The following is a 22,959-nucleotide window of genomic DNA, read 5'->3' on the forward strand; positions in this document are numbered from 1 at the left end:
TCTGCACACCGTAGATACCCCGGCGCCCAGCGGCGCCACACCCCACTACTGAAAAGGAGTGCCAATAATGGCAGCACAGATCTGGTATGAGAACGACGGCGATCTTTCCGTCCTCGAAGGCAAGAAAGTCGCAATCATCGGTTACGGTTCCCAGGGCCATGCCCACGCGCTGAACCTGCGCGATTCCGGTGTCGACGTGGTCGTCGGTCTGCGTCCGACCTCCAAGTCGGTTGATTTCGCCAAGGAGCAGGGCCTCGAGGTCAAGTCCGTGGCCGAGGCTTCCGCCGAAGCCGACGTGATTATGATTCTGGCCCCCGACCAGTACCAGCGCACCATCTGGGCCAACGACATCGAGCCCAACATCAAGCCGGGTGCCGCCGTCGCCTTCGCTCACGGCTTCAACATTCACTACGGCTACATCAAGCCCACCGAGGATCACCCGGTGTTCATGGTTGCCCCGAAGGGCCCGGGCCACATCGTTCGTCGTGAGTACGCTGCTGGCCGTGGCGTCCCGGTCGTCGTGGCCGTCGAGCAGGACCCGCGCGGTGACGGCTGGGCTCTGACCCTCGCCTACGCCAAGGCCCTCGGTGCTCTGCGCGCCGGTGCCATTAAGACCACCTTCAAGGAAGAGACCGAGACCGATCTCTTCGGTGAGCAGAACGTGCTCATGGGTGGCGTGAACAAACTCGTCGAGATGGGCTTCGAGGTCCTCACCGACGCCGGCTACCAGCCGGAGATTGCCTACTTCGAGGTCTGCCACGAGCTCAAGATGCTCGTTGACCTGATGAACGAAGGTGGTCTGAACAAGGCTCGTTGGTCCTGCTCGGACACCGCCCAGTACGGCGACTACACCAACACCGTCATCAACGAGGATTGCCGCAAGCGCATGGAATACCACCTGCAGCGCATCCAAGACGGTTCCTTCGCCAAGGAGTTCATCGATGACCAGGATGCCGGCGCCCCGCACTTCAAGGAACTGCAGGAGAAGTATTCCAACGAGCGTATCGAGACCGTCGGCCCGAAGCTGCGCGCCATGTTCTCCTGGAACAAGGACGGCGTCAAGGACGCCGACGAGGCCAACTCCTTCACCGGCAAGATCGCCCGCGCCCAGGTGCAGTGATTCTTCCTTGGCTCCCCTCGGGTGAGGTGCGAACGGACGGCGAGCCGGCAATCGCAGCCTTCATGCTGTCCGTGTTTGCAGTACGCTGGCGCGTAAGCGCCTGAGGGTGGTCCCCAGTGCATACCAAAAGGCCGCCGCTCCGATTCATTCGGAACGGCGGCCTTTCGCATGGTCCCACCATATAGTCAAACCTCCACCACGTAGTAAAATCCCCACGACGTAGCAAACTACCCACCACGTGGTGACGCAAAACGGCTTTATTCCGCGGAATACAAAATTACGCTGACATCGTGGTAGAAGATTCATCGCGTGGTGGGCAGTTCATCGCGTGGTGGGATAGACAGTTGATATACGCCGGCTATCAAATCAATGATGTCTTGCTGTGTTCCCCGTATGCCGAGCTGCTTCATCGGAAGCGTTTCATGAGATATTTCCCCAAGAAAATCAGCGAGATCATGGTAGGCCTCGTCGTTGAGAGACACGCGATCCTCTGGAGCAAGTAGTTGAGCCAAACGGAATACATCATATTTATGCTTCTTGAGATCTTTTCCGTCTACGTGCTCGCCATGTTGTTCTCGGGCGTTGAGATCCAACCATGCTTTCGCCTTGAAAGGAATGAGATATTTCTCGTTAAGCACGCTGATGCCTTGTATTGATTCGCGGCCTTGCTGCAGTAGCCGATAGTAGCTGTCGTTCAGCATAATGGCTGACAGGCTGGAAACGTCGTTTGCAATATGCAATGGCGTCAGGAACGAGTTCGGCACAATAGGGAAGTCAGGGTGACGTGAAAATAGCTCGATCATAGTGGGATACCCGTACGTACTGGGGTGCATGAAACGGTACAGGTGAGGCTGTGCGGAGTTCTTCGTGATAGAGGTGTATCCGCCATCGCGAATGAAAGACCACAATCGTTGTGCAAACTCGCGAAGATGTCCCTCGGCAATCAGCACCATGTCAATATCTTTGGTGGCTCGGAAGTCCAGGTCGTTGTCGGTCATGATGATGTCACAAGCAGTGCCGCCGATGATTACGTAAGAATCTTCGTAGCCGGCAAAGGCCGTTCTGATGAGCTGCAGGCCTTGTGTCGTATTGTCGCTCCTGAGAAAGTATTGCGGATGGATTCTTGTATGGCGTCTTCCAAACGTTCGTCGGCAATCTCGCCAAGAGTCAGGGCCGTGGAAATGGGGTCGGCAAGGTAGTCTTCCTGCGTATATTGAGCAAGTAGGCGGGGATCGTACCTCCACAGCTCCAGAATATATGCATTATCTGGCACCTTTTCCAAAGCGGGGTCGATAATGCATAGTTCCTTGTTGTGCTGCTTGAGCCAATGACGTTCAACGGCATAGATTCGCAGTTTTGGGGTGGCCAGTTGCGTCCTGCGCGAAAGAGCAAATTCGCCGGCCGGAATCAGCTCGTCGGCAATCATCTGGCGATTGCGATTCGTGACGGTATATTTGCTGAATATTGGTGACTTCAGGAGATGCCAAGATGATTTCAGTAAATCAAGTCGGCTGGTCTGCCTTGAAGTCAGTAGTTCGACGCTATTGCTGCGGCCTTGCTTGGTGCGGTGCACGAATGCCAGCTGTTCTAACAGCGTCACGGCAACGCTGACCTGAGCTTCGGTAAACTGAAGCGCTCGGGCAATATCTGATTGGACTTTGCTCTCGTTGGAGTAGAGCAAATACAGCCAGACCAGCTGTGTTGCGGGGGAGAAGGGTCGCACCTCGATATCCTGTGCGTTCTCCAGCGGCCGCGAGGAGATGCGCTGGGTGAACACCATGCCCAGTGAAGGGATATACAGTTGGGTACCGGGCACGATGAAAGGAACGTGATTCTGAATCAGGGCTTTTCGCTGGTATGCAGAAAGCCGGGGAAACTGAAAGACAACGGGCAGATCCGTCCGCTGCTCAAGCCTGCTGGCGTCGGCGGTGACGCGTGTGATGCTGAATGGGTGAGCCTCTCCGCTCGCGATTAGCATGCTCGTGTTGTCGATGGTGAGTTTGCTGAATGTCCGTCCGTTGGTCAGAAATAGCGGCAGTGAGGCAGTGCCATCCCAAGAAGTGATTTGGCAGGGCAGACCAAGTGTCTCGCGAATGTAATGCTCGGCATCCATGTCGACCTCAATCCTTAACGAAAATCTGTAAGATTCACATCTCTTGTTAAGTATATAGAATATTATTAAGTATTTCGGGGTTGGCATGTCGCGAATGGAAAGAAAGGGCAGTCATCCCCGAAATGGAGACAGCTTAGCCGGGAAAAAGGACGACGCCAGCATCCGGAGAAGATGGATGACTGGCGTCGGGTAAGCTCGCAAAAGCACTACTGAACAACCCACGCAGAAGTGTCGGTGGGGAGCTGGCCTTCGGGGGTCAGCGGGCCGGACGCCAGCACCACGGAGCCATTGGGCAGCGCGACCGGAGCATTGCCGAAGTTGGTGATTGAGGTGAACACCCGCCCGCCAACCGCCGCGCGGGTGTACGCCACCACATCGTCGCCCATGTCCACTTGCTCGGCCGTGGTGTCGCGCGTGGCGGTCAGCGACTCCTGGCGAATCGCCAGTGCGGCGCGATACAGCGCGAGCATCGAGTCCGGGTCGGCTTGCTCCACGTCCACCGCGTAATCCTTGAACCACAGCGGTTGCGGCAGGTGCGGGTCGGCGGCCGGCGTCACGCCCTCAGCGCGCGTAGTCGGCGAGAAGCCGAAGGAAGCGCCCGTGCCGAACTGGCCGGCGGCGCACAGCGGCACATGGTTCTCGCCGGTACCGTCATCGGCCGGAGTCGGACGGCTGAAATCGGCCAAGGCCGGCTCATCGGCGGCGGTCCACGGCAGCGGCACGCGGCAGCCGTCTCGGCCCTTGTCCATCGTGGCCTGAGCGGTGTGGAAAGCGGTCGGATCTTCCAGTCGATCCCACGGAATATCGGCCACTTCAAACAGGCCCAGCTCCTCGCCCTGATAGATATAGGCGGCGCCGGGCAGGCCGAGCTCCATCAAAGCGGCGGCGCGGGCGCGGCGGGTGCCAAGCTCGCGATCCTCGGGATACGTGGTGCCGTTGCGCAGCAGCCAGTCGTGCGGCAGCTGGTGGTAGGGCGCGCCCTTGACCTGCGGCAGGCCGTAGCGGGAGGGGCTGCGCGGCACATCGTGATTGTTCATCACCCACGTGGTGGTGGAGCCGCCGGTTTCGGCGGCGGCCTTGAGACCCGCGTCGATGGCTTCGCGGAACTCGTCGGCATACCAGCTGGCTTGGGCGAAATCGAAGTTGAACGACTGCCCCAACTCGTCCATCGAGGCATACAGGTGCTGGTGCTCGGGCACCACCCACGCCTCGGCCACGGCAAAGCGCGGCGGGTCGTACTCGTTGAACACCTTGCGCCATTCGCGGTAGATGTCGTGCACTTCGCGGCGATCGAACAGCGGGTGGCTGAAGTCGTGGTTCAGCACGCCGACCACGCTGTATTCGCGGCCGAGCTCCTCCAGCGGCTTGGATTCAAGGTCTTTGGCCAGACCGTGCGCCACGTCGATGCGGAAGCCGTCGGTGCCGTGGTCGGACCAGAAGCGCAGGGTTTTCTTGAATTCCTCGTGGATGTCCGGGTTCTTCCAGTTGACGTCCGGTTGCGCCTTGTCGAACAGGTGCAGATACCACTGGCCGTCGGCCACGCGCGCCCAGGCCGGGCCGCCGAAGAAGGACTGCCAGTCGTTGGGCGGCAGTTCGCCGTGCTCGCCGCGGCCGTCGCGGAAGATGTAGCGGTCGCGCGCCGGGGAGCCGGGCTCGGCGGCGAGGGCTTCCTTGAAGAACACGTGCTTGTCGGCGGTGTGATTGGGCACGATGTCCACGATCACCTTGATGCCGGCCTCATGCGCGGCTTTGGCCATGGCGTCGAAGTCGTCCATGGTGCCCAGCCGCGGGTCGACGTTGCGGTAGTCGATCACGTCGTAGCCGCCGTCCGCCAGATCGGAGGGGTAGAACGGGGAGAGCCAGATGGCGTCCACGCCGAGGTTCTTCAGGTAGTCCATTTTCTCGGTAACGCCGGCGATGTCGCCAATGCCGTCGCCGTTAACGTCCTTGAAGCTGCGCGGGTAAATCTGGTAAACGACGGCCTGCTTCCACCAGTCGTCATTGAGGTTGTTGGCGGTCATGCCGATTCCTTTCTGTGCGTGCGTGATTGTGTGGCTCACGTGGTGTGTTGCGCCCGATTGCTGTGGGTTAGTGGTTATTGGGTTCAGCAGGACTCGAACTGCAACGGTGAACCCATGCTTGCCTATCACATTGATGACAACGGTATCATGCAAATGATTTATGCGAAAGTACAAGCATCGGCGTTTCTTGGTGGTAACGTGGTCACGCTCACCTTAGTCCACACAGAAAAGACATTGAGGGCAGAGGTGGGACGCGGTGTACCGTGCCCAATCACCCCTGCGCAGGCACGGGCGCGGCAGGAGGCGCAGTGGTCTCACGCAGCACGAGCGGCACATCGGGCTGAATGAACGCCGGTTCAATCGGCCCGCCCGCAATGGCCTCCAACGCCATGCGCCCAGCGTCGGCACCCATGGCAAACGGATCCTGATGCATGGTGGTTAGCCCCACGGCCTGAGACATTTCAACGTCGTCAAATCCCACAATCGAAATATCCTGCGGCACGCGTTTGCCGTACTGGCGCAGGCGATACAGCACCGGCAGCGCCAGCTCATCGTCCTCAAAACAGAATGCAGTGGTGCCGGCCGGGGCGGTCAGTACCGCGTTCAGAGCCGCGCTGGTCTCCGTTGCGCCGCGGGACACCTGAAGGTTGGTCACGGTGCGCTCCGGGTGCGCGGCCTGCGCGTCCAGCACGCCCTGCAGTCGCGATTCGGCGCTATAGCGCATATTGGTTTCGGCGGGAGTGCCGCCAACGAATGCGATGCCCCGATGCCCCAGCGCGATGAGGTGTTCGACGGCCGCGCGGGTGGCGGTACGATCGTCAATGCTTACGCCGGAGTCGAACCCGTCCGTGGAGGGGATGTTAATGCCGATGATCGGCACATGCATATGCTTGAGGCGCTCCACCTCGGCCGGCTCGATGTTGAACGAGCTGACGATTACCGCATCTGCATTGCGGCGCACGGGCAGGTCCGCAAAGAAATCGTGACGCTCTTCGGCGTTGCGCATGGGGTAGGCCACGGTGTCATAGCCAGCAGGGCGCAGCACCGAGTCGAGCCCTGCAAAGATGTTCGCATTGAACCAGGTGGTGATGGTCTCGCTGGCCAGCAGTGCGATGCGGAACGACTGGCCGGACTTCAGCGCGGCGGCCGATCGGGAGATGGAATAATCGAGCTTTTCGGCGGCGGCCATTACTTTGTCACGAGTTTCAGGGAGTACCAGGTCGGGCTTGGCGAAGGTTCGGGACACCGTGGATACGGAGACGCCGGCTTCCTTTGCCACCGCTTGAATGCTTGCTTTTGCCATAGTCTTTATCCTCTGCTGCTGTGCGGATGCGTGTTGCCTTGTTCTTGTGTATGTTGCGCTGCGCCGTCGGTGTGTGCGTTTCGATTGTCATTGCTATGACAACGGTATCATGCCCGGTGGCGGTAATGCCGTCGATTGCTCGGCAGTGGGAATCTGCTTCGCGCTGCGTGACGTGTCGAAAGCGGCGGTGAGGAAATTCGCCGACATGGGGTGTGTTGTACATATTGACATCGTTTGCATAATAGCATGGGACAATTCGCTGTTGATTCCCGATGGCGGGGTCCTGACCTCTGCCGTTCCCCTTTGAATAGATGGTAATGCATATGCATGCAATACGTAGATTCCCCCGTATGGGGGGGTAAATGTTTTCGACACGCCGGCGTATAGTGTCAACATATTCAACGCATTTCCCCTGTTGCTATGCGGGAAGAGAACCCATACCCCCTTAATTAGAGGGCATGCGGGTTGAATAATGACAACCTTTGCAGTATGATGTTGTGCACACGAGAGAAGTGATGCACGTCGAAGTCGACCAGTGGTAAGTGGTTGTTTGGAGTCGACTTCGGGGAGGCCAAAAGCCAACGTGTGCAAAACCGATTTCGCTAATGTAGTGGGCATATTCCGCAAAGCTGCGTGCTCGCTCCACGACCCGTGAGCATAACGAGCGCGCTGTAGCGATACGCCGATATCGACGCGTTAGACGACGGTTCGCCGGAGACGAGGAAAGCATGATGATAGCGAGAAGTTTCGGGGGGGGGTAGCGAAATTCAAGGCTGCCGCCGCTGCCCTGCTTGCCGCTGCCGTGCTGGTGACGTCAACTGGCTCACTCGCATTTTCCAATAACAAACTTGCCTATGCCGCCGATCTGAGCGACGGCGCATTATGCACTCCGACCAGCCAGTCGATGGGCACTGAAGCAAATCCCGCAACTGAGAGGGATTCCGGCGTTGCCACTTGGGTTGGCGGCGATATGTATGTCGGTAAGAAGTCCGACAACCTGACCAATGTTGACGGTCCTGATGCTTCATATTCCGCAGAGGCCGAAGGCTTGACTGTGGTCAACGGCAAGCTCATGCTGCATCCTCGGAAGAATTCGTGGAACGGCAAGGGCTTTCGTTTCGGCGTTGCCGGCTTCGGTACGCAGTATCGTCCCGCCGAAGGCAGCACCGCATTGGTAGTTGGCGGCAATACCGTAACCGTAATGGATAGTGCCACTTCCACCGCTGATGTGAAAGCGTGGAATAAGCCTGGTTTTATTGATGGACATTCGCACGTCGGCTCACTCTCCGGTAGCCAGTCGGATGTATGGGGCAGGGACGGCACGTCGTCGATTGGCAGCTATAACGGTGCTTCCGTCAACTGGCAGAAGGACAAGTCCGGGAATACTCAGAACCAAGACGCCGGCAATCTGACCAAAGTTTCAGTCAAGGCTACCGATGGCGGTGCCGCCACTGACAAAGATTTTTCGAAGGATACGTTCTATCAAGGGTATGTGGTCGACGATATCGTTAGCCCGCTGGCCAAGCAAAATAAAACCGGTACAGTGAGTTCACGCATCTCCACGTTGTCTGAGCTTCCTCGCCATAAGTACAACTATTACAAGGAAGGCGCCAACGCCGCTAGCGGCATATCTTACACTTTCAAATACGACGACACCACCAAGTACGGTACCGGCCGCGGCATTGCTCCCACAACGTCGTACACCAATCGCGAAAAGCTCATCACGTTCACCGGCACGAACAATGCCAGCATGGAGGTATTCAATCTCGATGCCAGCATGCTCAGCGACACCGATGCGAATGGCACCCTCTACCGTGGCGTAGGTTTCGCCTTTACGAACATCGCCGACACTGCATCTGTCGTAATCAATGTGATCGACAACGCCAGTAATATCTCGTTCCACAACGGTTGGCAGTTCTGGTGGAACGGTGCGGAAATCTCCGATGGCTACTCCAACTACAACAACACCGACGAGTTGAAGAAGAAGTCGGCTGCATACGACAAAGCCTCCCAGAAGATTCTATGGAACTTCAGCAATACCGATAACCTCACCATCTACGGTGGCGTGGCCAATGAGGACGGTACGAACACCAATGCCGATAAAATTACCCAGGATGATGCCGCCGCCGCGATGATGGGCAGCATTATCGTCAGGGGCAACTTCGAATCGCATGTTTCCACCAACGGCCGTGTGTACACGGGTGGCGACTTCTCCATGCACAACCCGTACAAGGCATGGACGTTCAATCAAGCCGGTGCGAACGATGGTGATTCCGCCTCTGTGCTCGACATGGATCAGGAGCGTCACAACTTCCCGTGGAACGGTTCGTACACCGAGTCCTGTTCCGCTATCGCGTGGCAGAAGGCCGATGAAAGCGGCACCCTGCTCGGTGGCACGACGTGGGCTGTGTACGGTAAGTACGATGATGCCGCAAGCGGAAAGAACGCACTGCTTACCGTGCAGGATAACGCGTTCTACGACAAGGACTCTGCCGATGGCCGGTTCACTGTGGAAGGTCTGAAGCCCAACGCAACCTACTACATCAAGGAAGTCTCCGCCGGCAACGATTACCAGCTGAATACGAACGTCTATTACGTAGCGACTGGGGACTCATCGGCAACGCCGGTCAATGTCACGCAATCGGTGACAAAGACGAACGGTGCTTATACGTACGGCAGCGCCGACATGACCGATGGCAAGATCGTCAACAAAAAGAACGGCCATGAGGTTTCTTGGTCGAAGGTCGATGCCGACACTAACAAGGAGCTTGCCGGCTCTCAGTGGCAGATTCAGCAGGTGAAAGATGGCGCGGCCACTAAGAGCTGGAACGTCACAGACAACACCAGCAAAGCAACCGGCGTAACGGTCAATCCGACCTCAGCCACGTTGGATTCTACCAATGGGTGGAAGACCGATTTGACCGCAGCCGTCGATCCGAAGGATGCCTTGCAAGAGGTTGCATGGACGTTCACCGATAAAGATGGCAATGCTGTCGATTCGTCCACTGTTGCGGTATTGACCCGTACGGGTAATCTGAAAACCACCGTCACCGGTATCAGCAGCATTGATACCACTGTGTATGTGAAGGCATGCTCGGTCTCCAATCCTGAGGTGTGCAGCGCCCTGGTCGCCATCAAGGTGAAAGCTATGAGCGTCAAGGATTTCACCGTCAAGGATTCCTCGAACCGGACTGTTGAGAACAATTTCACCATCACCGCCGCTGCAGTGGATAGCACGCTGACGTTCACCGCTTCCTCCACTCCGGCTGTCCCGATTACTTGGGAGTCGAGCAACAAGAGCGTGGCAACGGTTACTTCCAGCGGCGAGAACGGTCAGAAAGCAACCGTGACGATGACGGGATTCGGCTCTGCGGTCATCACCGCGAAGGCCGGCGACAAGAAGGTTTCGTTCACGGTCAAGGTGCCGTCTACCACGGTGTACTTCAAGAAGTCGTTGATGAATTGGTCGAAGTACTACGTGTACTACAACGCTGGCAACAATAACTGGAAGTTCGTGGAGATGAGCCAGAGCTGCGGTGATTATGTGTATGCCATATTGCCGAAGCAGTCGCCTGGTACGAAATTTTTGTTCCACGGTGACGATGAAAACACGAGCACCAACAAGTGGTACCAGGGGTCGAATAAGAGCGATTTCAAGTTCACGGGCAACGAAGTGCAAGTCGTGAACCAGCATAACGATTCACAGGTCTCCACCGCTCCGGCCGGCTGCCCTGCATCCGCCGCAGCTGCTGCCCAGTCGAATGATGCGGCGGTGCTCAACGAGAACGCCGTGGTGACGCCCGCCGATGACCCGCAGCCCAGTGATGCTGACGGTGTTGCCGAAAACGCTATTGACGATGGTGCAAAGGCCATTTCCTGCACGGCAGCCGACGGCGAGAACGGTCAGCCCGGCGTGAAGTGCGATATGGACACCGCGGCCGGCAAATTCAAGGTCGGTGGTCTGGATGCCGGCACGTACTGGCTCCATGAGACCGCGGCTCCGGACGGATACACGATCAATAAGACCCTGTACCAATTCACGATTGATGCCAATGGCAACGTCACGTGGAACGGCGGTTGGGCCAGCGGCGAGGCGACTGGCGCCATCGATGAAAAGCTGAAGCCCGGTGACAACAACGCAATCTCGGACACCCCTACCGAAGTGACCTGGAACAAGGTCGACACCAAGGGCGGCAAACTTGCCGGTTCCCAGTGGAAGATCGTTGGTCCAAGCCCTGCGACGGACGTGTACTGCGTGGCCGACAACGTGACGGTTGATGCCAATGGCGCCACCACGCCGGCAGGCATCGAGTTCACAGGCTGCACTGGCGAAAAGCTGTCCGATGCCGCGAACACCGCAGACGAGGCCGGCGTCATCACGGTCAGGGGCCTGCCGGTCGGCACGTACACGCTAACCGAGACTAAGGCTCCGGGCGGCTACGTGGCAACAACCACGGTCTACACGCTTACCATCTCTGCCACTGAAGCTTCCACCGTTGTGGCTCAGACCGCGACCGATAGGCCCACGACCCGTTCTGGCGGCAATCGCGAAGCTGCGGCCAATGTTCCCAACGCTTCGGCTCCGGTGAACATCCAAATCCCGGTAAAGAAGAGCGTGAAATACACGTCGTGGCCAAAGGACAGCAACGGCAACTACGTCAACTTCAACTTCAAGATTGAAGCGACCAAGTCGACTGTGGACGCGAACCCCGCCGCGCCGATGCCTGCCGAATGCAGTAGCAGCGACGCGACCAAGAATGACTGCACCATCTCCTTGGCTCCGAAGTCTGACGCTGATGATCTGTCCAACGTCATAGCCAAGTTCGGCAAGATGACGTTCACCGACGCGAACCTCGCGGCGGCAGCTGGCGACGCCAGCGACTACGCCAAGACCTACACCTACAAGATCACCGAGATTGTGCCAGATTCCGCCGACGCGGTGGAAAACCTGCGCTACTCGAAGGCGGAGTACCAAGTCGTAGTCACGGTCAAGCAAGCCAAGGATTCCAGCGGAAAGCTGTCCGGCTTGTCCGTCTCCGCCACGATGACACGCATCAAGGATGACTCCGGCAATGCCGAAGCTGGCGGCGGAAAGGTGATCGGCACATGGTCATCAACGTCCACCGGCAGCAGCGCCGGAACCGCCGTCGAAGCAACCTTCGTGAACACCAAGGTGCTCACCGGCCTGCCCACCACGGGCGCCGACTGGACCGGACGCCTAGTGCTTCTGGTCGGCGACGGATTCATACTTGCTGGCGTTCTCATCGCCGGCGGATATCAACTGGCCAAACGTCAACGGGAGGAGGACTCCGACTGATTTTTCTCCCTAGGCCACTCGATTGGCCACCTACCAACACTCATAACTGAATAACCAATATTCAACACAATCTTCTTCTTCATTTCAGAGAAAGGAAAAGAGAAATGAACACCATATTCAAGAGGGTGATCTCCGGAGCCGCCGCTCTGGGCATCGCCGTCAGCGGTCTAGCCATAGGCGTCTCCACCGCGTATGCTGCGGATCCGACCACCGGCAGCATCACCATCAACAAGTCAGACGCTGGTCAGGTGGATCACAGCTTCGATGGCTGGCACCTGGCATCGTTGACCAACGTCACCAAGGATAGTGCTGGCAAGATCAACGGCTTCCTCATCGATACCGATGACCATATGGCCAGAACCATTGTTGCCGCGATGACTAGCAGTCAAAGGGATGCATACGAGAAAGACGCCAACTACTACAGCGACGACCCCGCCGTCGCCAACCCGATGGGGTACTTGGTCGAGAAGGTATTTAAGGATACATCTGGCAAGGCGCTGAGCGAGCTGACCAGCCCGTGGGGCGGCGATAGCTCCGCGCTGCGTGCGTTCGCCAAGTCGCTGTCCAAGGAACTTGCCAAGGCCGGTGCTCCCGCTGCCGATAAGACCGGTGACAGCGCACTGAAGACCGGTGAGAACAAGGAACTCAAACAGGGCCTGTGGTTCCTCAAGGATGTCACGACCACGGATGACACCAAGGGTACCAACTCCATCCCGATCATCACGCCGACCACCTTCGATGGCGCCGACAGCTGGGGCACGGTGACGCTGAAGAACACCACCCCGACCATCGACAAGAAGCTGGTTGATTCCAAGGACAACGGCACCTACACGCCGAACACTCAGCCGGATTACGCAGTTGGCGATGATGTCTACTATGAGCTGACCTCCACCGTGCCGGTCTACACCGGCTACGACATCGATCCGACGATGAAGGACGCAACCAAGACCCGTATCTTCAAGATCAATGACACCGCCAGCAAGGCGCTGACCGTGTCCGCCGGCACCGTCATCGAATCTGTCAAGCTGACTCCTGCTCAGGGTACGGCCGTCACTCTGGTCAAGGACAAGGACTACACCGTTACCGTCGCTGACTATGGCGATGTGAACACTCCTGACACCGATGCCTACAAGGGCGGACACGTGACCACTATCGACCTTGGTAAGTACGTCAACAAGGCCGAGGGCTCTAAGTCCGCTACTACTACTGACGGCATCCTCGAAGGCGCCACCGTCACCGTGATCGTCAAGGCTAAGCTCAACAAGGATGCGCTGATTTCCGAGCCCGGCAATCTGCAGAAGAACCCGAACAAGGTCGACCTCGAATACTCCAACCGCCCGGAAGAAGTGAACCACGCCCATAAGGTTCCTGGCCCGGAAGTGCCCGTGTATGCCTATAAGTTCGACATCTTGAAGACCGATAAGGCTGGTACCACTAAGCTGCCCGGCGCTAAGTTCACGATCAAGGCAGTCTCCGGTACCAGCAAGCACGACGGCAAGTACCTCGGTTCTTATGGCAAGGATGGCTGGAGCTACCTCGATAGCGAGCCGGCGGTCGCTGATACCGATGGTGTGTTCACCACTGGCACAGACGGTAAGATCAACGTCTCCGGCCTCGATGCCGGCACCTACGAGGTCCATGAGATTGCGCCACCGGACGGCTACACCGCGATTAGTCTGCCGAAGTTCCAGTTCACCATCACGCCGACCGTCGGCGATGAGGTCGCCGGACGCAAGACCATCACCGTCGTGGCGCTGAGCCTCGCGAAGGGCGCCGACGTGCGTGCCTTGCTGTCCCAGGACGGCAAGACGCTGAACATCTGGAACGCCAAGAACATCACCGAGCTGCCGAAGACCGGTGGCGCTGGTCTGGCCATGATTGTGGCCGTCGGCGCACTGTTCATCGCGGCCTCCGGTATCTTCGCCCTCCGCGCTCGCCGCAAGGCCTGAGCGGACACGCCTAGATAGCTAAGGAACGGCGGCCAGCGCACCGCATTTACCCCTCGCAAACCGCCGTTCCTGCTCCGTCTCCGGCCGCATCGTCTTGTTCCCGATCGATGCGCCCGGAGACTTTTTCCATATTTCTTTATTTTTTGCTGATTCTGAAGAACCGAATGATGCAAACAATTATCATGAAGTCCCGTATCCGCAGGGTTTTCTTAGCTCTTGGGGTAGTGTCGTTTATTGAGCGGAAATGAGTCCATCCAATGCGAAGCAGCACCGGAGCAAAACAAAGTGGTACGCGCACACAGTCGCGCGTGTTTACTGTGCTGTCGGTGCTGTTTTTGCTGATCGGGTTTGCCATCATCACCACGCCGTTCGTCATGCGCGCCATCAGCGAATACCAGCAGAACGCCACCGTGCAGCAGACGCAGCGCGAGGTGGATGGCTGGCCGTACCCACAGGCGGAGAACCAGCTCAAAACCGCCCGCGAGTACAACAAGAAACTCGCGGCTGGCGGCCAGGCCGCCATCGGCGAGGTCAAAGATCCTTTTGCCGGCAATGCCGGCCAGTCCACCACTTCCGGCGCGGATGATTCGATGGCCGCCAAAGATCAAGAATATCAGAGTCTGCTCGACGCCGGCCAAGGCGTGATGGGCTCCATCCGCATTCCTAAAATCGACGTCAACCTGCCCATATACCACGGCACCAGCGAAGATGCGCTCGCCGTGGGCGCGGGACACCTTTATGGCACTTCATTGCCGGTCGGCGGCAAATCCACACACTCTGTAATCACCGGCCACCGCGGTTTGCCGAACTCGTTGCTGTTCACTCGCCTTGATGAGATGAAGAAGGGTGATGCCTTCTACATCGAGGTCATGGGCAAGACACTCGGCTACAAGGTCGACCGCATTACCGTGATCAAGCCCGACGATTCCAGCAAACTGCGCATCACCAAAGGCGAGGATCGCGTAACCCTCATGACCTGTACGCCTTATGGTGTCAATTCTCATCGCCTACTGGTCTCCGGTGTGCGTGCCGAAATCCCGGAGGAAGTGCCTGACCCGGACGATGTGCATGGCATCAACACCACATGGCTGGCGTTGGGAGCCATGGTGTTTTTGGCCATGCTGTTCGCTTTCATCGTCATATTGATGCGGCGTAAGCAAAAGCGCGATCGGGAATTTGCCGGCCTCGCCCGGCACGCCGCACGTCCGACAAAATAAGCGCCCCGCGCGTATGCGATTCCGCGTTGGGAATATGAACGGTTTCGGGTGCCGGACTATTCAAAAAGCGGCCAGATTGTCGTAACTCGATTTCGAGGGGCTGATTTGGCGTGTTCCGGAGGTCTACTTCCGTTTCGAGGGGCTGATGCCAAAGTAGACACAGCTACAAAACGGCAAAATGACGTTGATGCAAAGCCGTTTCTACTTCCGTTTCAACGGATGAGGAGCCCCTTGAAGCGGAAGTAGACCTCCGGCAAACACGAAATCAGCCCCTCGAAATCGATCTAGGCAGTCTCTCTACCGTCGGGAAGCGTTTCAGCGCTTCTCGCGGCGCATTACGGCGGACAGGGACTGCACGCGCGGCAGGTCGAAGACCTCGTCGGTGTGCACTACGTGCCCTTCGCCATCTGCCAGCGGCACTCGCCAGTTGGAATACTCGCTGGACGTGCCCGGCTGATTCTGCGAGCGGCATTCGCCCACGCCGTCCACCAGCGCAGCCTGCAACAACAGCGACGGCGTATCAGTGAGCATGGCGTGCATGGCTTCAACGATCTCCTGCACATGACCTTCCACGTCATCGGCCACAGCCTGCGTGATATAACCGCCCTCCACCAGTCGGTTCATCATCGCGGTGCGCTCGGCCATGGCCGAAGCGGCAAACACCTCCACCGGCTCGCTGAGCAAATGCAGCTCCTCGCGCAGTTTCACATGCTCGAAGTTCAGATAGCCGGCGGTTGGCGGCAGATCGTGTGTGGTGACCGATGCCAGTGCCTGCTTGCGGTACTCCTGCGGCGCGCGGTAGGGATCGCCGGCGTTCGGCGAATCGTCCACACGGTTGAACCACTCCACATCGGTGCCAAGCACGCCATGATCGGCCAGAATGCGGCGCACATAATCCGGCACGGTGCCCAAATCCTCGCCGATCACCATGCCGCCGGCGCGCGTGGCCTCGATGGCCAGTACGCCGAGCATCGCCTCGTGGTTGTACATCACGTAGGCGCCATTGCGGGCGCCAAGTCCCTGCGGAATCCACCACAGGCGGAACAGTCCCAGCACGTGATCGATACGCACCGCGCCCGCATGCTCATACATGGAATGCACCATTTCGCGGTACACCTGGTAGCCGGTGGCTTCTAGATAACGCGGGTTGAACGGTGGCTGGCCCCAATCCTGGCCCTGCTGGTTGTAGAAGTCCGGCGGGCAGCCGACCGTGACGCCACCGGAGGCGAAACGCTCCGGGTTGGCCCATGCGTCAGCGCCGAGCCCGTGCACGCCAACGGCCATATCCTGCATAAGGCCAAGTGTCATGCCATGATCCAAGGCCGTGTGCTGAGCGTCGTTCACCTGCTCGGCGGCGATCCACTGCAGCCAGCGGTTGAACTCGAACAGATCATGATGGTCCTTGACCAGCGTCTGCACGGTCGGGTCGTCGATGGTCTTCTCGAAGAACCAGCGGTTCTCGCCCCAAGGTGCGCCCCACACCTCGAAGCACAGGCACCAGGTGGCGAAGGAATTGAGGTCCGGGCCGGCCGTGGCCTTGAAATACTCGAACTCCAGCTCGCGCTTGTTGTTGCGGCCCGCATCGAAGATCAGGCGCAGGGCCGGGCGCTTGGCCTCCCACGCCGCGTTGATATCCATCGGCGTGGATTCATCATTGCGTGCGGCCACCGAGGCATGCAGTGCATCCACCTGGGCGCGCACGTCATCCGGCAGGGTGGCGTATTCGGGAATGTCTTGCGGGCGAATGTACGTCACGTTGAGGAACCGGCGCGATTCCGGCAGATACGGCGAAGGCTCGAGCGGCGGAATCGGCGCACCGGCGTGAATCGGATTGATGAGCATGAAGTCGGCCTTGGACTTCTCGGCGGCATCCGCCAAAAGACGCTTCAGATCGCCGTAGTCGCCGATGCCCCAGGAATCGTGGGAGCGTACCGAATACATTTGCGTCATCCAGCCCCAGCGCTGATGCTCCTCGACCGCCTTCGGCACGGCGATGCGTGCGGGGGCGGCGATGATGGTCGCCTTGCCTTCGCGCCCGTCAACCGTGACGGTCAGCGTGTGGTAACCCATCGGCAGGTCGGGGGCGATGGTGAGATCCGGCTGGCCGGAGTTGAGATTCGGCAGTAGGGAGAAGCGGTCGAATGCGGTGCCGTCTTCCAGCGTGATGGCGGTGGTGACGTCCGCGTCCGACGGGCAATTCAGGGTCAGGCTTGTCGGCTTGCCGGTGGTGGCCACGATGGTGGGCGGTAGCAAACGTTTGCTGTTTTCGGCCTCAAGTTCGGTCATGGAACGTTTTATGGCCTCGTCGCTGGAGGCATCCACATCGAGGGCCTTGAGCACGGCGACCAATGCGTCATCGCTGATTTCGGTGTAGGTGCCGAGCTGGTCGATGAACGAGGTCGCAAGCCCGGATGCTTTGGCCAATTTGATCAGCGGTCGAGCAAGGCGTTCGGCGCTTTCCGTTCGTTGTGTGGTGTCCGGTGCATTGGTTGCCGCTTCATTGCTGCGCGCCTCGGTCATAATAGCTCCTTGCTGTGCGTCCATGTACTGCTGTTCGTTTGCATTGCTGTTTGATGGCCGCTCTACGTTGAGAATCCGGCAATCTGACAGACCAATGTTGAACCTGTTCTGCTCTTACCGTAGCTCATATTGACAACGATTGCAATAGGGCGGTGAGTTGGGCCGGTTCGGAGGCGTCGGGGGCGCCGGCCTGTTGCCCCCAGTCGGCTTTGCCGACAGCCCCCGCCAGCGGGGGCGAGGCTGAGCGGGTCTCTAGCCGAGGATGGCGAATGACTGGGCGGGGAGTGTCAAGGTGCGACCGGATACGGTGGGGGAGCCGAGGGCTAGCAGCATTGATGCATCGGGACGGAGTTCGCTCGGCAGTTCCACGGTTTCAATCCCTCGACCGGGGTTCATGGCTATGAGCAACGGCCGGCCCGTAGCGCCATTTCGGTCTGAGACATCATCGCGAGTGGCGGCGGGGGCAGGGGCCGAGCTGGAATCCGCGGTCGTGCGTGGGTGGGTGGACGCGTGACCATCCGCAGGAGTGCGTATGTAGGCAAACGCGCGGCCATCCACTGGCGCTGCCACCACGTCGAATCGGGCATCGGAAGCCAGTGCGGGCTGCTCGGTGCGCAATGCCAGCACCTCGCGAACCCAGTTGAACAGTGAATCCTCGCGTGCGGCTTCGCTGGCAACGGTCGGCGCATCGGCGGCCGAATCGACCGGCAGATATAACGACTCGGATGGTGCGCAGGAGAAGCCAAGATTCGGCTTATCGGCATCCCACTGCATCGGCGTGCGACTGCCGGTGCGCACATAGCCGCCCTCCTTGGTGGGCAGCGGCCGGTATCGCATGCCGATTTCGTCGCCGTAGTAAAGGAACGGGCAGCCGGGCATGGTCAGCAGCATGCCGTACGCCACCTTGAGCTCGCGCTCGGTAAGCCTCTGTGCCACGCGCAATGTGTCGTGATTGCACGTGATGAGGTTGAAGGTGCCGCTGGCTCGTTCGCAGTCGTGCAGCTGCGGCAGATATTGTTCGAGGAACGGTGCGATAGAAGTGCCGGAATCGGCGTTGAAGTAACTGGCGTCACTCTCGTGGTCCAGCGGCGTATCCGTATTACGCAGCAGCATGTTGTACCCGTTCGGATGGCCGTCCCAGCGCCAGTCGAGGTAGAAATCCATGTCGAAGCCGGCCTGCATCGACTCATAGGGGCGCCCCCATTCGGCAACGAACGCTGCCTCGGGGAATTCGGGGCGGATTCTCGAGAAGATGTATTGCCAGGTGCGGATGGTGAAAGGCTTGCCGTCGTCGTCGTGTTTGACGAGGCTGTCGGCCATGTCCACGCGGAAGCCGTCTGCCCCGCGGGAGAGCCAGAAGCGCATGACGTCGAGCATCGCCTCGCACGTGGCCAGTGCTTCGGGGCCGAGTGCGGGCTTCTGCCATGGGTGTTTGGGGTGGGCGAAGCCGTAGTTGAGGGCGGGCTGGCATTTGAAGAAGTTGATGATGTAGGTGCCGTCGCGCTCGGTTTCGCCGCCGATAAAGGGTAGGCCGTCGCCGCCGGCGATCCAGGAGTCGGTCCAGATGTAGCGGTCGGAGACGGATTCTTGGATGGCGGATTCCTGGACCACCCCCCGGATTGCTTCACAATCCGACCCCCGCCGGCGGGGGTCGAAGAGCGAAGCGATTCGGGGGGTGGTTTGTCCGACGGGGGTAACACTCTCGACGGGGATAGTTCGATCGGCATCAACGGGGGTAACGCGCTCAGTAGGGGCAGGACGTGAGCTGGCCTGGAACCAAGGATGCTCCTCGCTGGTGTGGCCAGGGACCAAGTCGAGCAGCACGTGCATGCCGAGCGTGTGGGCGTGCTCGAACAGGGCGGTCAGGTCATCGTTGGTGCCGTAGCGCGGTGCGACCTTCGTGTAGTCGCGCACATCATATCCGGCATCTTTGAACGGTGAATCGAAGCAGGGATTGATCCATAGCGCGTTGCAGCCCAGGTCATGGATATAGCCAAGTCGTTCGGTCAGTCCGCGAAGATCACCGATGCCGTCGCCGTTCGAGTCGGCGAAGCTTTGGGGGTACACCTCGTAAAAACGGGCGGAACTCAGCCAGGATGGACGGGGGGATGCTTCGGCGTGTCGTACGCGGCTTGACATGGAAACTCCTTTGTTTATGCGGGGTCAAGGCTATGCCTATCGATTGCAATAATACCAGCAAAAGCAAAACTGCATACGTATGCAAAATGCGTGTTATACTAAAAACCAACGATGTTCAGCAATGTTGCAAACGACAAACATTTCAAGGTCTAATCACGATAATGCGAGCGTATGCATCATTCATTTTTCGGCAGAACTGAAAACGTGTGCATCGAAACTATCGGAACAGGAACCGAATCAGGAAAGGACGGATCAATGAAGATCGATTGGAAGAAGGCTATCGGCCTCACTGCTGCCGCAGCTATGCTGCTGCCCCTCGCCGCATGTGGTGGCTCCAACAATGCCGGCGACGCAAAGTCCGGAGGCACCGAAGACGTGACCCTGAGCGTGTGGCCCCGCAGGAGGACCAGGACGGCGGCAACGACTCCTGGCTGAGCCAGGTCGAAGCCAACTTCGAGAAGGAGCACCCCGAGTACAAGATCACTTGGAAGAACGACGTGCTCTCCGAGGGCGACGCCGCCACCCAGGTCCAGACCGACCCGACCGCCGCCGCAGACGTCTACATGTTCGCCTCCGATCAGCTCGGCGCCTTGATGAAGGCCCAGGGCATCGGCGAGCTCGGCTCCGACGCCGAGAAGCAGGTCAAGGAGCAGAACGGCGACCTGGAAGTCGCCTCCGTGACCGGCTCCGACGGCAAGATATACGGCGTGCCCTACACCGACAACACCTGGTTCATGTACTACGACAAGTCCACCTTCTCCGAGGATGACATCAAGAGCCTCGACACTATGGTCTCCAAGGCCGCGGTCGCCTTCCCGCTCAACGATTCCTGGTACATTGGTGGCTTCTACGATGGCCTGACCCTCTTCGGCGAGGACGGCACCGACCCGGATGCCGGCATGGTGTTCCCGAAGGACGCCGGCGACATCACCAAGTACCTGGTCGACCTTGCCGCCAACCCGAACTTCCACAACAGCGCCGACAACTCCGGCCTGTCCGAGATGCAGGCCGGCACCGTCAAGGCCTTCTTCTCCGGCTCCTGGTCCGCTGCCGACGTCAAGGAAGCCCTCGGCGACAACATGGGCGTCGCCCAGCTGCCGACCTTCACCGTGAACGGTACACCGAAGCAGATGAAGTCCTTCGCCGCCACCAAGGCCGCCGCCTACAACCCGAACGCCAAGAACCCGAAGGCCGCCGCCCAGTTCGCCGCTTACCTCGGCTCCACCGAGTCCCAGAAGCTGCACTACACGGTGCGCAACATCATCCCGACCGACAAGACCCTCACCGATCTGACCGCCGATGACCCGGTGGCCATCGGACAGACCGATACCATGGCCAACACCGCCATCCTGCAGTCCGGTCTGGCCGGCATGGCTGACTGGTGGGATCCGGCCAAGGCCTTCGGCGACGCCATCCTCAACAAGGAAGTCACCGCAGACAACGCTCAGGCCAAGACCGACGCCTGGGTCGAGCAGGTCGGTTCCTACGCCAAGTGATCGCTTGACGGCTCGCAGCACTTGGCCGGCGCGGACCACTCCTCTGCGCCAGTCAACCCAACCTATAACCGAATAACCAACAATCAAATATGAGGGGTCCGTAAGGTACGCCAGCTGCGGGCGGATGATGTGAAGCCGTTGCATCCGCCCGCAGCCCCTCACCTATCAACGGTTTCAACCTTCTTTGTTTCTCCTCCTTCATTGCCGGCAGAGCTCGGGCAGCGTGCATGCGGTGTCCGGGCTCTGAACGGGTTTAAGCGAAGACAAACAAACAACAAGCCGGGCTCGCGGCCCGGAGCAACGGTTTCCATCATTTACAGTGAGAGGCGGTAGGGTGCAATGACAGCAGCAGCACTTTCCCCGCGCGAGATGAAGCGCCGCCGCAAAATGGGTGCGGATTATGTGGCGCCCTCGCCATACTCGGTAGGCAACGCGCTTACCAAGGGCGATGTGTTCACCAAACTATCCGCAGTCGTATTCGGACTGGGCAACATCGTTCGCAAGCAATACGTTAAGGGCGTGGCACTGCTGGCCCTTGAAATCGCATTCTTCGTATTTCTGTTCACCAACGGCATCACGTGCCTATCCAAGCTCCCCAGCCTGGGCGACCAGAAGCAAGGCAAGGTACTCGTCGACGGCTTCTGGGAATACACCCAGGGCGACAATTCCGTGGTCATCCTGCTGTACGGCGTCTGCACGGTGGTGCTCTGCCTGCTCTTCGTCTATCTGTGGACGGTCTCGCTCAAGTCCGCATACAAGGCCGAGTGCCTGGCCCGCGAGCAGGGCAAGGCCCCGAGCCTGGGCGACGATCTGCGTGAGCTGACCAACGCCAAGGTGCACCGACTGCTCATGTTCCTGCCAACGCTCGGCATTCTGGTCTTCACCGTCCTGCCGTTGATCTTCATGATCTCGATGGCATTCACCAGCTACGACCGCAACCATCTGGTGCTGTTCGACTGGGTGGGCTTCGACAACTTCGCCAAGGTGTTCTCCAACAGCGGCGGCACCGTCAACGCTCGCCTGTTCCTGCAGGTGACCATCTGGACGCTGGTCTGGGCGTTTTTCGCCACCTTCCTGAACTTCTTTATCGGCATGTTCTTCGCGATGGTCATCAACCGCAAGACCACGCGCTTCAAGGGCTTCTGGCGTGCGTGCTTCTCCATGTCCATCGCCGTGCCGCTGTTCGTCTCCCTGCTGGTCATGCGCACCATGCTTCAGCCCACCGGCGCCATCAACCGCCTGCTCATGGAGTGGGGTTGGATTGATCAGGCTCTGCCGTTCTTCACGGATGCCACTTGGGCCCGCGTCACGGTCATCGTGATCAACCTGTGGGTTGGTATTCCGTACACCATCATGCAGGTCACCGGTATTCTGCAGAACATCCCGGCCGATCAGTACGAGGCGGCCAAGATCGACGGCGCGAACTGGTGGCAGATCTTCACCAAGATCACCATGCCGTACATCATCTTCGTGCTTACCCCGTACCTGATCACCACGTTCACCGGCAACGTGAACAACTTCAACGTGATCTACCTGCTGTCCGGCGGCAACCCGGTGCCGGTCGGCGATTCCGCAGGCAAGACCGACCTTCTGATCACCTGGCTGTACAAGCTGACCGTCGATAAGAACGATTACAACCTCGGTGCCGTGATTGGCATCATGACGTTCATCGTCCTCGCGGTGGTGTCGCTGATCACCTACCGCAATTCCGGTTCCTACAAGAACGAGGAGGCATTCCGATGAGCAGGCATTCCGAGCAGACCA

11 protein-coding genes and 1 pseudogene are annotated in these 22,959 nt (G+C 59.0%); 6 read left to right on the forward strand and 6 right to left on the reverse strand.

All coding sequences use genetic code 11. From position 1 onward, the window contains the following. The first annotated feature begins 67 nt into the window (after positions 1 to 67). Positions 68 to 1,120 (forward strand): ketol-acid reductoisomerase, encoded by a 1,053-nt coding sequence (gene ilvC / locus NBH12_RS09180; RefSeq protein WP_003832411.1) that lies wholly within the window; start codon positions 68 to 70, stop codon positions 1,118 to 1,120. 302 nt (positions 1,121 to 1,422) lie between these two features. Here the strand turns inward: ilvC and NBH12_RS09185 are convergent, their stop codons facing one another. The 4 genes from NBH12_RS09185 to NBH12_RS09200 all read right to left on the reverse strand — a co-directional run bounded on the left by NBH12_RS09185 (position 1,423) and on the right by NBH12_RS09200 (position 6,557). After that, positions 1,423 to 2,118, reverse strand: a complete 696-nt coding sequence (locus tag NBH12_RS09185) for a hypothetical protein (RefSeq protein WP_250819409.1) — start codon at positions 2,116 to 2,118, stop codon at positions 1,423 to 1,425. A gap of 29 nt (positions 2,119 to 2,147) precedes the next feature. After that, on the reverse strand, positions 2,148 to 3,233 hold the full coding sequence (locus NBH12_RS09190) for a helix-turn-helix domain-containing protein (RefSeq protein WP_250819410.1): 1,086 nt from the start codon (positions 3,231 to 3,233) through the stop codon (positions 2,148 to 2,150). A 206-nt stretch (positions 3,234 to 3,439) separates the two neighbouring features. After that, positions 3,440 to 5,254 (reverse strand): glycoside hydrolase family 13 protein, encoded by a 1,815-nt coding sequence (locus NBH12_RS09195; RefSeq protein ID WP_065464435.1) that lies wholly within the window; start codon positions 5,252 to 5,254, stop codon positions 3,440 to 3,442. A gap of 271 nt (positions 5,255 to 5,525) precedes the next feature. Further along, positions 5,526 to 6,557, reverse strand: a complete 1,032-nt coding sequence (locus NBH12_RS09200) for a LacI family DNA-binding transcriptional regulator (protein WP_250819411.1) — start codon at positions 6,555 to 6,557, stop codon at positions 5,526 to 5,528. Between the two features lie 904 nt (positions 6,558 to 7,461). On the opposite strand from NBH12_RS09200, the gene NBH12_RS09205 reads away from it, so the two are divergent. From NBH12_RS09205 to NBH12_RS09215, 3 genes are all read left to right on the forward strand, one after another. Beyond that, on the forward strand, positions 7,462 to 11,874 hold the full coding sequence (locus tag NBH12_RS09205) for a SpaA isopeptide-forming pilin-related protein (protein WP_250819412.1): 4,413 nt from the start codon (positions 7,462 to 7,464) through the stop codon (positions 11,872 to 11,874). A 104-nt stretch (positions 11,875 to 11,978) separates the two neighbouring features. Continuing rightward, on the forward strand, positions 11,979 to 13,823 hold the full coding sequence (locus NBH12_RS09210; RefSeq protein ID WP_250819413.1) for a SpaA isopeptide-forming pilin-related protein: 1,845 nt from the start codon (positions 11,979 to 11,981) through the stop codon (positions 13,821 to 13,823). 257 nt (positions 13,824 to 14,080) lie between these two features. Beyond that, on the forward strand, positions 14,081 to 15,040 hold the full coding sequence (locus NBH12_RS09215) for a class C sortase (protein ID WP_250819414.1): 960 nt from the start codon (positions 14,081 to 14,083) through the stop codon (positions 15,038 to 15,040). Positions 15,041 to 15,355: 315 nt separating this feature from the next. On the opposite strand, the gene malQ is transcribed toward NBH12_RS09215, so the two are convergent. Continuing rightward, positions 15,356 to 17,560, reverse strand: coding sequence for a 4-alpha-glucanotransferase (malQ, locus tag NBH12_RS09220; protein ID WP_077149321.1), 2,205 nt, complete (start codon positions 17,558 to 17,560; stop codon positions 15,356 to 15,358). Positions 17,561 to 17,812: 252 nt separating this feature from the next. Then, positions 17,813 to 19,699, reverse strand: coding sequence for an alpha-amylase family glycosyl hydrolase (locus tag NBH12_RS09225; protein WP_060618853.1), 1,887 nt, complete (start codon positions 19,697 to 19,699; stop codon positions 17,813 to 17,815). A 255-nt stretch (positions 19,700 to 19,954) separates the two neighbouring features. On the opposite strand from NBH12_RS09225, the pseudogene NBH12_RS09230 reads away from it, so the two are divergent. Together NBH12_RS09230 and NBH12_RS09235 are read left to right on the forward strand one after the other, a co-directional pair. Further along, a pseudogene (locus tag NBH12_RS09230) lies at positions 19,955 to 21,195 on the forward strand (extracellular solute-binding protein). Between the two features lie 369 nt (positions 21,196 to 21,564). Beyond that, the gene (locus tag NBH12_RS09235) at positions 21,565 to 22,938 is read left to right on the forward strand and encodes a carbohydrate ABC transporter permease (protein WP_124880382.1); all 1,374 of its coding nucleotides are present in this window, start codon (positions 21,565 to 21,567) and stop codon (positions 22,936 to 22,938) included. Positions 22,939 to 22,959 lie beyond the last annotated feature (21 nt).

Source organism: Bifidobacterium sp. M3-N-101 (genome assembly GCF_023656805.1).
GTDB classification, from domain to species: domain Bacteria; phylum Actinomycetota; class Actinomycetes; order Actinomycetales; family Bifidobacteriaceae; genus Bifidobacterium; species Bifidobacterium breve.

Excerpts from the sequence above, each read along its gene's own strand:
- NBH12_RS09205 (WP_250819412.1), top strand. The coding sequence starts at position 7,462 with ATGGGCACTGAAGCAAATCCCGCAACTGAGAGGGATTCCGGCGTTGCC.
- NBH12_RS09190 (WP_250819410.1), bottom strand. The coding sequence starts at position 3,233 with ATGGATGCCGAGCATTACATTCGCGAGACACTTGGTCTGCCCTGCCAA.
- NBH12_RS09200 (WP_250819411.1), bottom strand. The coding sequence starts at position 6,557 with ATGGCAAAAGCAAGCATTCAAGCGGTGGCAAAGGAAGCCGGCGTCTCC.
- NBH12_RS09210 (WP_250819413.1), top strand. The coding sequence starts at position 11,979 with ATGAACACCATATTCAAGAGGGTGATCTCCGGAGCCGCCGCTCTGGGC.
- NBH12_RS09235 (WP_124880382.1), top strand. The coding sequence starts at position 21,565 with ATGAAGCGCCGCCGCAAAATGGGTGCGGATTATGTGGCGCCCTCGCCA.
- malQ (WP_077149321.1), bottom strand. The coding sequence starts at position 17,560 with ATGACCGAGGCGCGCAGCAATGAAGCGGCAACCAATGCACCGGACACC.
- NBH12_RS09195 (WP_065464435.1), bottom strand. The coding sequence starts at position 5,254 with ATGACCGCCAACAACCTCAATGACGACTGGTGGAAGCAGGCCGTCGTT.
- NBH12_RS09225 (WP_060618853.1), bottom strand. The coding sequence starts at position 19,699 with ATGTCAAGCCGCGTACGACACGCCGAAGCATCCCCCCGTCCATCCTGG.
- NBH12_RS09215 (WP_250819414.1), top strand. The coding sequence starts at position 14,081 with ATGCGAAGCAGCACCGGAGCAAAACAAAGTGGTACGCGCACACAGTCG.
- NBH12_RS09185 (WP_250819409.1), bottom strand. The coding sequence starts at position 2,118 with ATGACCGACAACGACCTGGACTTCCGAGCCACCAAAGATATTGACATG.
- ilvC (WP_003832411.1), top strand. The coding sequence starts at position 68 with ATGGCAGCACAGATCTGGTATGAGAACGACGGCGATCTTTCCGTCCTC.